Annotated in this window: 15 protein-coding genes; 8 read left to right on the plus strand and 7 right to left on the minus strand. The window is 26.5% G+C overall.

Annotated features, from left to right (window positions below; translation table 11 throughout):
* Positions 1–699: 699 nt before the first annotated feature.
* The 3 genes from HA143_RS07920 (at position 700) to HA143_RS07930 (ending at position 3810) form a co-directional block, all read left to right on the plus strand.
* Positions 700–807 (plus strand): high light inducible protein, encoded by a 108-nt coding sequence (locus HA143_RS07920; protein ID WP_025931137.1) that lies wholly within the window; start codon positions 700–702, stop codon positions 805–807.
* Complete coding sequence (locus tag HA143_RS07925; RefSeq protein WP_209085701.1) at positions 807–947, plus strand: high light inducible protein; 141 nt, start codon at positions 807–809, stop codon at positions 945–947. The genes HA143_RS07920 and HA143_RS07925 overlap by 1 nt, the downstream gene beginning before the upstream one ends.
* A gap of 1660 nt (positions 948–2607) precedes the next feature.
* The gene (locus HA143_RS07930; protein ID WP_209086626.1) at positions 2608–3810 is read left to right on the plus strand and encodes an LptF/LptG family permease; all 1203 of its coding nucleotides are present in this window, start codon (positions 2608–2610) and stop codon (positions 3808–3810) included.
* An 11-nt stretch (positions 3811–3821) separates the two neighbouring features.
* Here HA143_RS07930 and HA143_RS07935 read toward each other — a convergent pair whose 3' ends face one another.
* Both HA143_RS07935 and HA143_RS09770 read right to left on the minus strand, forming a co-directional pair.
* The gene (locus tag HA143_RS07935) at positions 3822–4802 is read right to left on the minus strand and encodes a hypothetical protein (protein WP_209085703.1); all 981 of its coding nucleotides are present in this window, start codon (positions 4800–4802) and stop codon (positions 3822–3824) included.
* Positions 4803–4996: 194 nt separating this feature from the next.
* Positions 4997–5158, minus strand: a complete 162-nt coding sequence (locus tag HA143_RS09770; RefSeq protein WP_219049855.1) for a DUF5989 family protein — start codon at positions 5156–5158, stop codon at positions 4997–4999.
* Positions 5159–5748: 590 nt separating this feature from the next.
* Between HA143_RS09770 and HA143_RS07940 the strand changes: the two genes are divergently transcribed.
* Complete coding sequence (locus HA143_RS07940; RefSeq protein ID WP_209085719.1) at positions 5749–6198, plus strand: hypothetical protein; 450 nt, start codon at positions 5749–5751, stop codon at positions 6196–6198.
* Positions 6199–6201: 3 nt separating this feature from the next.
* On the opposite strand, the gene HA143_RS07945 is transcribed toward HA143_RS07940, so the two are convergent.
* Both HA143_RS07945 and HA143_RS07950 read right to left on the minus strand, forming a co-directional pair.
* Positions 6202–6678 carry a carbon storage regulator CsrA gene (locus HA143_RS07945; RefSeq protein WP_209085721.1) on the minus strand — a complete coding sequence of 159 codons (477 nt, stop codon included), beginning with the start codon at positions 6676–6678 and terminating at the stop codon, positions 6202–6204.
* A gap of 248 nt (positions 6679–6926) precedes the next feature.
* Complete coding sequence (locus HA143_RS07950; protein ID WP_209085723.1) at positions 6927–7064, minus strand: hypothetical protein; 138 nt, start codon at positions 7062–7064, stop codon at positions 6927–6929.
* A 1557-nt stretch (positions 7065–8621) separates the two neighbouring features.
* Between HA143_RS07950 and HA143_RS07955 the strand changes: the two genes are divergently transcribed.
* From HA143_RS07955 to HA143_RS07965, 3 genes are all read left to right on the plus strand, one after another.
* The gene (locus HA143_RS07955) at positions 8622–8831 is read left to right on the plus strand and encodes a hypothetical protein (RefSeq protein WP_209085725.1); all 210 of its coding nucleotides are present in this window, start codon (positions 8622–8624) and stop codon (positions 8829–8831) included.
* Positions 8832–9397: 566 nt separating this feature from the next.
* Positions 9398–9523 carry a hypothetical protein gene (locus HA143_RS09875; protein WP_257469959.1) on the plus strand — a complete coding sequence of 42 codons (126 nt, stop codon included), beginning with the start codon at positions 9398–9400 and terminating at the stop codon, positions 9521–9523.
* A 268-nt stretch (positions 9524–9791) separates the two neighbouring features.
* Entirely contained in the window at positions 9792–9974 is a 183-nt protein-coding gene (locus HA143_RS07965) for a hypothetical protein (RefSeq protein WP_209085727.1), read from the plus strand.
* Between the two features lie 232 nt (positions 9975–10206).
* Here HA143_RS07965 and HA143_RS07970 read toward each other — a convergent pair whose 3' ends face one another.
* Positions 10207–10383, minus strand: coding sequence for a DUF3721 domain-containing protein (locus tag HA143_RS07970; RefSeq protein ID WP_209085729.1), 177 nt, complete (start codon positions 10381–10383; stop codon positions 10207–10209).
* A 170-nt stretch (positions 10384–10553) separates the two neighbouring features.
* Positions 10554–11063 carry a hypothetical protein gene (locus HA143_RS07975; RefSeq protein WP_209085731.1) on the minus strand — a complete coding sequence of 170 codons (510 nt, stop codon included), beginning with the start codon at positions 11061–11063 and terminating at the stop codon, positions 10554–10556.
* Positions 11064–11299: 236 nt separating this feature from the next.
* Between HA143_RS07975 and HA143_RS07980 the strand changes: the two genes are divergently transcribed.
* Entirely contained in the window at positions 11300–11857 is a 558-nt protein-coding gene (locus tag HA143_RS07980; protein WP_245210916.1) for a dienelactone hydrolase family protein, read from the plus strand.
* 307 nt (positions 11858–12164) lie between these two features.
* Here HA143_RS07980 and HA143_RS07985 read toward each other — a convergent pair whose 3' ends face one another.
* Positions 12165–12563: a hypothetical protein gene (locus tag HA143_RS07985; RefSeq protein WP_209086674.1), complete on the minus strand. Its 399-nt coding sequence runs from the start codon at positions 12561–12563 to the stop codon at positions 12165–12167.
* Between the last annotated feature and the right edge of the window lie 27 nt (positions 12564–12590).

Below are 12590 nucleotides of genomic sequence, written 5' to 3' on the forward strand. Positions count from 1 at the left end.
TACCATTAGCACTTCAAATGTCCAATATTGAGCCTTTTTTTTTAGATTCTAGATAAAATACATCCCCAATTAAGGAACTATTTCCTATAGTATCCTTCAAGAAAAGTATGTTATCCAAAATAAATTAAATTTGGAAATGCAAAAAAACAATTATTCTCAGATACTCTTTATTGCACTTTTCTCAATTGTGGAGTCTTAAAAAACATTATTTTAAGGCTAAAGAATAATATTGAAACTATAAGAATAGGTAAGACATAGAGTACTAAGTCAGAAGTTATTAGAGAAGGAATTCTTGCAAAAATAAAATGCATGTAATAGGTAGAAAATGACATTTGTCTTTAAATAACTAATTTATTAATAGCAATTATTTGAATTCTAAAAACTACTTTTTTTATAAAGTCTAATAATTCTAACTAAAAAGAGTCGGCCCGTATCTCTACTCGCTGACTATTGTGTATAAATTAATTTAAATTACCTCTAAATTAGGATTTACTCCTAAAAAGAAAACCTTCTAGCTTATATTTGTTGTTTCAAATATATAAAAATCAGAGTAAAAGCCATATCGCTTATAGAGTTTATTTCGTACCATATTTGTCGCATATCTGAGATCTTATGAGCCTAAAAAGTAATTTCTGATAATTCTCTTTACATAAATGAACAAATATGTTATATTTCTTTACATATTTAATTTCTTTAATTATGACTCCTGAAGCAGAAAGATTTAATGGATGGGCAGCAATGCTCGGCTTCGTAGCAGCTGTTGGTTCCTACGTAACAACTGGTCAAATTATTCCAGGCTGGTTCTAATGAAAAATACTGAACCAAAAATTGTAGAAAAAGAAAAAATAGTAGCTGAAAAGCTCAATGGGAGATTCGCTATGTTAGGTTTTATAGCTCTAGTTGGAGCATATTTAACAACTGGTCAAATTATTCCAGGTTTTATATAAACGAATCCTTAAAACTTATCTAAAGAATCGAATTTAAAAATAAATTTGATTCTTTTTTTTGCTTATTACAGTTTTGTTTTTTAATCGATGTTAATAGTCGAAATATATGAAGTTTAAATATTCTTATAAAAATATAAATAATTTGCTTAAAAATCAGTATAAAAACTCTACCCAAGTAATCAAAATAGAATTATATTAATTTTATTGATTAGAGGTAAATCACATGGTTAACCTAGGTTTAGAAATAGTATTTTGGCTAATTTTACTTATTTACATTGGCGCAAGAATCACAAAAACTAAAAAAGGTTTTAAACAACAATATTAAAGATTTCTCCAAATAAAGTTAAGTAAAGTGCAAAATAATTAAATTAAAGTAAAACAATTCAGACAAAACATAAATTTCATTCTTTTTCTTCTGTAATACTTAAATTTATTTATAAAAATAATGCTATCTTAATCAAGATAAGTATTAAATTAAATGAGAGTAAAGCTTGAACCCGAGACAGCATTTATTGGTAAAAAATTTGCTTATATATTTCTTGGAGTAATATTTGGTCTTAATGCAATAGCTTTTACTTGGTTTTTTTTATTCTCAAAATTAAATTAAATCAAGTATAAAATTTTTATTTGGAAGTTAATAAATATATAATTTAATTATCAATTGATTAGTTGACCAGTTTAGAAACTTAGTATTTGATATGTTTTCTAAAGCATTATTTTATAAATTTAAAAAAGGTTTCCTGGCGAGCGCTTCTAGATCAATATCTGAGAATTTTGTCAAAAAAACTGGTTACTTGAATTGGTTTTCACTTCAATCGTTTCTTTTTATATGGTTTACAAATAAGCCGCGAAATAAGCATATATACTCACGGTAAGTAATTTTACTTAGTAGGATAAAGAAGGCATTTAGGAAGTGCTTAGCTGGTTAGCATCAGGAAATCTGTATTTAACTAGTTCGTCATGAGCTTGCCAGTGGGATACTTGCAAGCTCTTTTAATTTTAAAAGCAAGCGAATACTATAAATAATTAGTGATACTTTTTCTTATGTAATGAAAGTCTTTGAGTTCTTTCAATAATGACATTACTTTATTTTATTGCTAAATAAAAAATAGACTTAATTAAATGTATGTCTTTAGATTTTATTCTCATTCCTTTTTGTATTTTTATTATACTTTTTCTTTTAAATCGAGAAAATAAAATCTATAGAAAGAACCAAAAAGCTAAGTAAATTAATCACTTTTAAGGAAGGTCTAAAGACAACTTCTAGTCACTTTATTGTTAATCTATTCATAATAAATTTTTAAAACTGACTAGTTAAGAATTAGTTTTAAATTTTAGAGATTTAACAAAAGGATTTAGGTTAGATTTATACTTAAAATTAATCTGTCCCAATATAATCTTGAACTATTAACCTGCGCTAATTTTTGTTGGCAGTGTTTGCACTTACATTTTTTTAAGAAAGTTTTATTTTTCATTAGTTTATTCTTTTTTTTTTAAGAAACCAAATTTTTTGTTTTATTGCCAGTATTAATAAATTATTTTTATTTATTTTGGAAGTTGACTAAAGCAAAATTCTTCTTAAGGAGCATTTCTTTATTGGTCTCTAAATCATTGATATTTTATAATGCAAAAAAAACAGTACAAACTAAATAAATTCCTTTTGAAACTTTCAAATCAATCACTAATAAAAAAAACCATTTATAAAATAATTACTCCTTGGTATTCAATACCCTTAATTGATAGATGGTTATTAGGGCAAATCATACCTCCTATGATATTTGCAATTTCTGCTTTTACTGTTATTTCATTATCTGTTGGAGTAATGTTTGATCTGATAAGGAAAATAGTTGAATTTGGTTTGCCTTTATTTTTAGCTTTAAAAGTTCTTTTCTTTAGTTTACCTAGCTTTTTAGTTTTATCATTCCCTATGGCAGTTTTACTTTCAACATTATTAGCCTATGGAAAATTATCAAGCAATTCTGAAATTTTGGCGTTGAAATCTTTGGGTATCAAGACTTCGCGAATTATTTCTCCAGCTATTGCTCTTTCAATATTTATGACAGGATTAACTTTTTACTTTAATGATAATTTAGTTCCTGCAAGTAATCAATTAGCGGAAAATGCTTTAAGGGGTGGGATAGGTAAATCATTTAGCACCGAAGAAGGGAAAGAAAATATTATGTTTTCTAGGTATGGATCAAGAATTGAAAAAGATACAAATAGTCCAACAAAATTAAATAATTATTTAACTCATATCTTTTATGCAGCCTGGTTTAAAAATAAAAAAATGTATGATGTAACAGTATTAGATCTTTCGAGAATGGGGTCTCGTCAGATTTTAAAAGCAGACAATGCAATTTTTGATAAGGTAAATACGTCATGGATATTTTCTAATGGAAGTTTAGTTTCAATTGATTCCAATGGTCAGGCAGCAGTAGTTGAATTTGAAAAATATGAATATCCATTCGATGAAGGTCCCTTACAATTAGCTGAAACTCCAAAAGATGCAGCTAAGATGACACTTAAACAAGCTTTAGAAGCCGAAAAAATATATCAACAGACTGGGAACCTAAAAGAGATAAGAAGAATTAGAGTTCGCATTCATGAAAAATTCACTTTACCTTTTGCATGTTTGGTGTTCGGCTTAATTGGGAGCAGTTTGGGATCTAAATCTAATTTGAGATCATCTAAAAGCCAAGGATTTGGATTGAGCGTAATTCTCATATTAATTTATTATGTAATGTCATTTTTATTCAGTTCATTTGGAGTAAAAGGTTTATTAACTCCATTTATTGCCGCTTGGTCACCAATAATAATTTCTCTCAGCGGAGGATATTTTTTCCTTCAAAAATCAAGAATATAGAGATATAGTAATTACTTATTGTGAAGTTGATTTGCAATTATTTCAGCCAAAACAAAATTTCCTTTTTGATTAAAATGCATATCACCCCTAATATATAATTCATTTTGCCAAGATTTAGAATTTTTCTTATAGGTTAAAAAATCAGGAAAAGTATTTATTACTCCTGCACAAGCTATTTCAATACATAATTCTTCTACATATTGTGGCCAATCAAACAAACTTTCATATGCAAGCTGCGCTGGCCAAGGATAAATAAGTAAATATAATTCATTATTATTTTTCGATGAAAGTTTAGAAATCTCCATTAAATTATTTTTTATTTTTTTCATCCCTTGTTCAATACCTAATGGTAAGAACTTTTCATCAATAAGTTCCCAATCTTTATGAGTGAATTTAGATCTGTCATTGTTTCTTACTTGAATGTCATCCACAAAACTTTTTACGAATGTTTCAAGACCAAAATATATCTGATGAGTTAATTTGAAATTATATTTCGTATAAAAATTTGTAGAATTTTTATTATTAAATGATAAATTATTAGTTCTTAAGCTTTCAGTTGAGTTTTTTTTATTTAATTTCTTAACTTCTTGAATATTCGCGGGCTTTCCTTTATATTCTGTCCATCTTGTGGCTTCATCGAAAACATCACTAATATCAAGGCCAATAACTATTTTTTGATTCTTAGAAATCAAACCTTGATCAATCATACTTTTTAATTTGTATTTGTAAGTAGTTGGAGAATAGGAATTTACACCGGCATTTACAGCATTTATTTTGAAATCTTTATTTAATATTCCAACAAAGCTTTTTTCCCAATCCAATCCAATTCCAAAAGTAAATGAGTCTCCAAAAAAGAAAATCTTGTCACCCAAAATGGATTGACTATTTTCTTGATTGTCTATTAAATGATTAATCCGAAATCCATTTTTATCCGTTTTAACATGAAAATATTTTTTGCCATATCTACTTTCTCCAGAGAAATCTGATTCCAAATCATACCACCCAAGATGATCTCTAATATATAAAGCTTTGCCGTTATTCAGGGTATCTCTGAGTTTGAATGGATTATAATTAGGGGTACTTTTACTGTATAAAAAATCGAATATTTGGAAAAAACTAATTGGTAAAATTATTGATAAGAGAACCAAAAAAAGATTCGATAACTTGGTTTTTATAAATCTCAATGTTAAAAAATTGAATAAATAAATGGTGTTATTACAGAGCCTTGCGTAAATACAATTAGGGTTCCTAATAAAACAATTGTAATAATGAGTGGGGCTAACCAATACTTCTTTCTGACTTTAAGAAAATCCCAAATATCAATTAACAAATCTAAAAGAGCTTCCACAATCAAAAAATTCTTGTCAAATCAATAATATAACCTAACTTGTATTCTTTAAAAGAATTTTTGTTTATTGAAATTATAAAATTATTAATGTCTAGAAAAAATTTGCACTCATCATGACCACTGCTTTGCTTTAGTAGATGAGAGTGCAGCCTTATAATGGCATTAAAAAAACTTATTCGTGAAAATTATTAAATCAAACTTGTTTTTATATTCAGAATTGCTTTAGAGAACAGTTCAAATTAATGAAAAAATGTGATTTATATCATAAGTTTTATAAAGTTCATTAAGAGGTTAAATAAATAATTCATCCTCACTGAGTTTTTGCTGTAAAGAATTTTGGAATATTATGTCAAAACATACTAAATATTCTGATTTCGGAGGAAGAAAGTCAAAATTATCAATAATTCCTCAAACTAACTTGCAAAAATAAATAAAACAATTATAAAAATTGGGTAATATAAACTCTAATTAAATAAGGCATTGACAATTAATGATGATTTAGAAACAAAATTTATGAAATTTACCAACAAAAATAACTTCTTTTTTATTTTTTAATTTATCTTTTTTATATACTTTTTTGTAATAGAATTTTGTCTTATTTTGCTAAACCTCACTTTATAATTTATGATGAATGGTTTGATGAGAATTTAGAAAAACCCAAACCAGATATTAACCATAAAAAAATAAAAAATATTTCGAATATTCATGAATTTTTTTATGAGCAATCCAATTACAAAATTGGGGCATCTGAAAATAACATGCAGTCAGATGTAAAAGTGCATGAAAAAGAACTAATTACTAATAATTATATAAATAATAATTTAGAGCAATTTACTTCATTATCATATAAAAAATTTAGCTTCTTTGAAAAACTTACGAATAGCCAACATCAATTTAGTATCTCGAAAAAATTAATTTACTCTTTATCAATCTTGGGTTTTGTTTTTATTTTTGGATTTATCATATTTTTTATTTCGTCATCTAGAAAAAGTGAATCAAATATAACAAATACATTTTTAAATATAGAAAAAGAATTTTAAATTTTAAAAGAGATCTTTAATTTCTTTTTTTATCGATTTATATTCTGAATTAACATCTTTAAGAAATTCATCGACTTCTTTTTTAATATCCTTATATTCATTAATTCTTTGTTTGCTTTTCTCATAAAAAATTGATGTAAGAGTTCCTGGCTTTACCTTCTCAACCCAGTATCCTGAAAAACAATATAATTGATTAGGCACAAAAGTTATAATAAATAATTTTTTAGTATTTTTATATTGATCAATTATCTGATTTGCCAAAGCGCCTTTAGTTTTATTGGTACCAAATAGAGTAATATCTTTTGCATAAGGCTTAACCTTCTTTGATATATTTTTACTTTTTTCTAATGAATTTCTTGAGAGTATTTTTTCTAGAGAATAACAATAATCGAACAAATTAGTATTTTCTTTTTGTGAAGGATAAATAGTTATTAAGGCACTAAAAAGTAAAAAAGAAGTTAAAAGTAATTTATTAAACATTGTTAATTTAGCGTAGATTTATTATTGCATAAAAATAAAAAGACACGTAAAAAAGTGCTCTTAATTCTTTAAAATATCTATATTTATTAAAAAGACTTCTTTTAATTAAGCTAAAATTCTAAAAGTTTAATGAATAATTAAGTAATTCACTTAATAATAAAGAATTTTCTTATTAAAAAATTATGCAAAATTCTATTAAAAAAAGGGTTTCAAATCTTTTTTAGATTTTTTTCAATAGTAGCAGTCTCCTAAGCCATACAAGGAAAAATAACTGTTTTTGAAATTACGTTTGATTTCATTTCTTCAAAAGGTATTACTAATCCAATTGCATCTATAGCATATTTATGATTTTCACTCGCAAATAAAAAAACAAAGCCTGATTTCAAAAATAAATTAGTTATTTTTTGCTTAATAATTTGATTTTTAGGTAAAGATATAAATTTTAGAAAGACTAACACCTATATCTAAAGCTAATAAAGCAATTAGTAAATTACTCATTTTTTTGAACTCTCAACAATTTTTTTATAAAGTTCTTCAGAAATAGGTTGCATAATGTTAGTAAAACTTGATCCCAAGTTAATGATTTTAAAATTGGTTAATGGTTATTAAATATACGAAACAATAATTTTTTTAAATAGGCAAAAACTATTTTTAGTATAAGTTGTTCTTATAAAGTATCAACAAATACTGGGTAATCAATAACCTCAAAACAGGCCAATGATTTTCTAAGAAATAATTTATGGACTATAGATTTATAGAGCTTTTTTAAGTTTAATTTCTTTTCTAATCAATAAAGCAATAACAAAAAAGAAAAATTCATCTGAAAGACTTCTAATGGGCATTAGTAAAAAAACTATATATTAATAGCAAGAAATTTAGTGTGCCAATTTTTAAAGAACATTAATCTTAAAATACAGTTTATTTATATTCATTCAGAGTTAATTGCTTGTCTCTTTCTCAGTTCTCGAAAATTCTTTTTTTTAAAGTATTTATACTTAGCTATCAACCCTTAAGTTAAATAAAACTTAAATTTAGAATTGAATTCTTCTCTTATAAACTCTCTAAAAAGAATAAAGAACATTTAACTACGAGTAAATCCTATACATATGGAAATAAATAATAATAAACAGAAATAGGACAATGTGGAAATCCCATTATTAATTCTCCAGTATAAATTTTAATTGAGTCTCTGCACTGACAATATCAATTCTTCTCTTAAATAATTTCAAAAATTTGATTATTTTTTTCAAAATTAAAGCTTCTTTAATTATTGACAATAATATTATTCCTGGAATGAAAATATCAATGAGCAAAAATACCGAATCTATTGACATGACTAAAGTCTGTAATAATTTTATACATAAAATAGCATTAATATAGGTTAGATATTTATGTTCCAATCAACTGTTAAAGGTTTATTCAAAAGCAAGAATAGTAATTTAGTGATCTTGATCTCTTGCAGTGCCATTTTTCGTTTGCTAAAAAGATATAGCGGCTAAAGTCCAATACTCCAGAAGGATTTAGTCCGCGACCTAAAGGTATTAATCTGACCTGGTTAATATGAATTCATACTTATTTTAATATAAATATCTTGATTGCTTGATAAATTTATTTTGTATATTGCTATTACAAAATTTTTAAGGTTACTTAGATTAATGACTAAATCCTCGTGGAAAAAGCTTTAGTTAACTTTTTTTACTGGTTACTAATGAGATCAGCCGCATCACATTATGGCGAATCACTAGTATCAGTAAAAGTTCAATCTAATTCGATAAGAAGTTTATATTGATATTAAAAACTTATTTCTTTTAAGCTTTTAATATTTAAATTCATAGCTTACTGAAAATTCACCAAATTATTTAAGTTAGCTAATTATCTCTATTGCAAATAACTATGAGGTTGTTAATGTGGCATTGAAAGAAGATACTTAATTTCTTAAACTGATGCAATTTGATCATTTTACTTCCAACCAAGATAATGGCCTCATGTCAATAGAAGATTTAAGGGCTTTACGTCTTCGAAAACAGAAAATTGAAAGTGAAAAAAAAGCCAGAAAGTATATCTTGGAGATAAATCAAAGATATAGGAAAATGAGAGGCAACAAAAGTAATAACTTTTTAAAGAATATGAAACCTTTTAAAAAAGCAGCTTAAATGTTTAATTTTGATTGTGTCAATTATTTTGAACTTGCATCTTTCAAAGTAAAATTATAAAGGTGCTTCTTTGGAAGAGTTTCACCAAGAGGGGCTTTTTTTTTGAGCCCCTTCTTCTCTAAAGTATTTCTTTGATTGACAGTCTGGCTAAAATTAGAAGTATAAAAACACTTTTGCAATGAATAAAAGATTTATAGCTGAAAAGATGATGACTCTTCTTATTTCTTTGATTAGCTAATGAATATTTCACCTCACCTTTTAATTGATGCTTTAATACTTAGTGCTGCACTTGCAATTACTTTGGTATTAAGAGCTAAAGGTAATGCTTCCAGAGAAGAAAAAGAAATTAAATGATTAACAGTTGATCTAAGTTAGAGGAGCAAAGCTCTCTTTTTTTGACTGCCGAAAATTTCATAAATGTTATTCATCTTAAATGAAAGTCCTATTATATAGAGAAGTATTTTGGAGTTATAACACAAAGAAATATTGCTAAAAATGTAGCTCATGCTTAATGTTTTCTTTGTATTTGGGAAAGTGCAGAAGCTATCCCAGCTCTAAGAATAGTTATGATAACTCATCTTAATGAAATGAATGGAGTCATGGAAGAGTTTTTTCCTGAACCTAGAGTTGCTGATACTTTCTCTGGAAATATTGTTGATAAAGTTGGGTATCATGATATGTGGCTTACCTAAACTAATTGAACTTCTTCGGATCTCATATACATATAATTAAGTTTCTTTTATTAAATAAATCTTCTTCATTATTTAACTATATTTATAATCAGTATTTTTGCTCTTGAGAATTTCAATTATCAAATGTAGATTAGTTCCACTGATTGAGGTTTAACTTAATGAGTAAATACGAAACCAAATACTTTAAAAAAACAAAAAAGATTAACAACACTTTGTGGTTGGACAAATTAATTAATCAACTCGCAATACAAGCAAAGGGGCTTAAAGTATGAATACTTTTAGAAATAAACAATTCAAAAATGAATTAGATCCCAAGTACGCATTTTACGATTGTCTTCGCAGTTGCGAACTAAAGAGTTCTTCTGAAAATTATTTAGAAGAATGCGTAGAGATTTGTGATTGGCAATCTTCATCAAAGCATTCAAATAAAAAAAATAATAAAGAGGCTTAGCAAGCTCCAAAAAAATCAAACAAGATATTTTAAGGATGATTATCTTCAACAAAAGTTCAAAAATTGAAAGGTTAACTTAGTAATAATCTTGATTATTTCTTCACTCTATGGATTAATTACGTTAATTAAGCTTTCAGATATCCTTTATAAGATTAATTATGGCTGATATTTCATACCTAATAAAATGGCTTTAAATATGATCCAATGAATAAAAGGCAATTAGTCCCTTTTTTTAATGGTTATGTTTATGCATAGTACATGGCATCCATTTATCTCCCATTTGATGGGCTCCTTCACAACCAAATTTATAAGCTGCTTTTTCAGCCTGCTCCTTCGTATCAAATAACATTGGCATTTTCATTTCTTTTTCGACTGGTTTATTAGAACAACTTAATGAAAGAATTGTCATGAAAATAAATGGAATAAAATATTTCAAGGATAATTTATAAATAAATTAATTTTAGTATGTAATATCTTTGGAAATATTTAAAAAGTTAATTTCTTTATATATTTAATATTAATTTAAATGCGATCTAAGTTATAGGGATAAAAATCTCTTTTTTTAAATTTTTCTTCTCGTTATTCTGCTTCTTCTTTAACTTCACTTTCTTTTACATCTGGCTCTTCTGCTTTTACTTCACTCTCTTTTACCTCTGGCTCTTCTGCTTTTAGTTCACTTTCTTTGATCTTTGACTCTTCTGCTTTTACTTCACTCTCTTTTACCTCTGGCTCTTCTGCTTTTAGTTCACTTTCTTTGATCTTTGACTCTTCCGCTTTTACTTCACTTTCTTTAATCTTTGCCTCTTCCGCTTTTACATCAACTACTTTTACCTTTGGCTCTTCCGTTTTTACTTCAACTACTTTTACCTTTGGCTCTTCCGCTTTTACATCAACTACTTTTGCTGCTATAGATTCAAACCTACCTTTAATTAAATTTATTATGAAGATTAATATTGGAACATGGGCTAGACCACCCATAATCACTTTAGTTTCTGAATAATACATTTGTCTTTTAATGATAACTGAAATATTTAAGCATAAATTTAATTTGATAATTACTAATATTAAGTTGATATTAGGGAAAATCATTAATAAAGATTCGATTTAAAATTAGAAGAATTGAATCCTCTTTCTTGCATGACTAAAACTTTTTTCATAAGCTCTTATGTAAGGTCAATGGACAAAAATTTATAGTAATTATTGACCGCTTAGATCTTAGTGGATAGATTCAGAGAATAGGTTTGCATATGTATCCATAGTTTTACCAGAGGTATTAGTAATAAATAATGGGATAAGAATTTTTTCTGAAAAATTAGCCGCAGAAAATGTACCTGTATTTAGCATTACCTCTTTACGGCAGAACATCTCCAAACTTAGATTTGGCATTTGGCGAAGAAGATTTGAAATTAGGCAGGTTTCATAAAAATTTAACTACTTTGAAAAATATTATTGAAGATATTTCTGCAGCTATAAATTGGGTTAAAGAAAAATATCCAAGAAAGAAAATCTCTATTATTGGATTTTGTTTTGGGTTTCATGCCACACTTATTGCTTTTTTATTAAAAGGAATAGAAAGTTCATTTTGTTTTTATGAAGCAGGGGTTACAGAACCAAGAACCTATACAGATTTTTCACCTATAAATTTACTTGAAAAAGTTTTTGGAAAATTAAATTTTATTTGCGGATCTTCAGATGATTTAATTCCCTTACAAGATCGATTAAAAATTCAAAAAAGGTTTAAAGAATTAGATCCATTAAAAGAGAGATTTAATTTTGTAGAAATTGAAGGAGCTGATCATGGTTTTATGTCCGAGGAAAGATATTCATTCGATAAAGCTACATCATTAATTGGTTGGGATTTGTTAATAAAGGAATTCAATTAATCAATCACAAACTAACTCCACAAATATTTATTAAATGACAAAGAAACAAAGCAGAAAAACTACATTAAGTAGCAAGCTAAGTATCTAAGAATAGATCTTCATAAATTAAAAAGGTTTTTGTACTTATGAATATTAGTACGGGTTAACCTTTAAACCGCAAGGTTCAATTCCTATTGAGTTCTATCCAAGCAAGCTCCAATTGATGCGTATAAAAAGTTCCGAAAATCAAGAAGTAAGAAAGCTCAACTGGGCTAATTCAATGAAAAATAATTAGCTAAGTAACGCATTAAAACTGATTTTATAAAAATTAGTTTATAAGAATTGTTTGCGATCCATCTTTGTTATCTGTTACGGTTATTTTTTTATCTGGAAATGACTTAGATAATAAGCTTTTCAATTTTGAATCGGGAAATGATTTAGAAACTAAACTTTTCAAGTTTGAATCTTCATCAGAAATTATATTTGTCGAAACTTCTGCACTAACTTTAAAATTTTTATCAACTAATAATTCTCTATCATTATTAGTTTGGTCTTCAATTAAAGATTTCTTTTGATATTTAAGTATTAAATTAGCCAATAATGCCTTGTTTTTTCGACTATACAAAGGGATTGATAATTTCTTTGCTTCTTGCCGTAATATTCTGACGGTTAGTTTAAGTAACTCATCTTTTTTGTTTACTTCATTATCAAGGTGATTTTTGATCATTATATTGAAAGCTTCTAAAGAAGATAG

The organism is Prochlorococcus marinus CUG1415 (genome assembly GCF_017696015.1).
Classification (GTDB): Bacteria; Cyanobacteriota; Cyanobacteriia; order PCC-6307; family Cyanobiaceae; genus Prochlorococcus_A; species Prochlorococcus_A marinus_AE.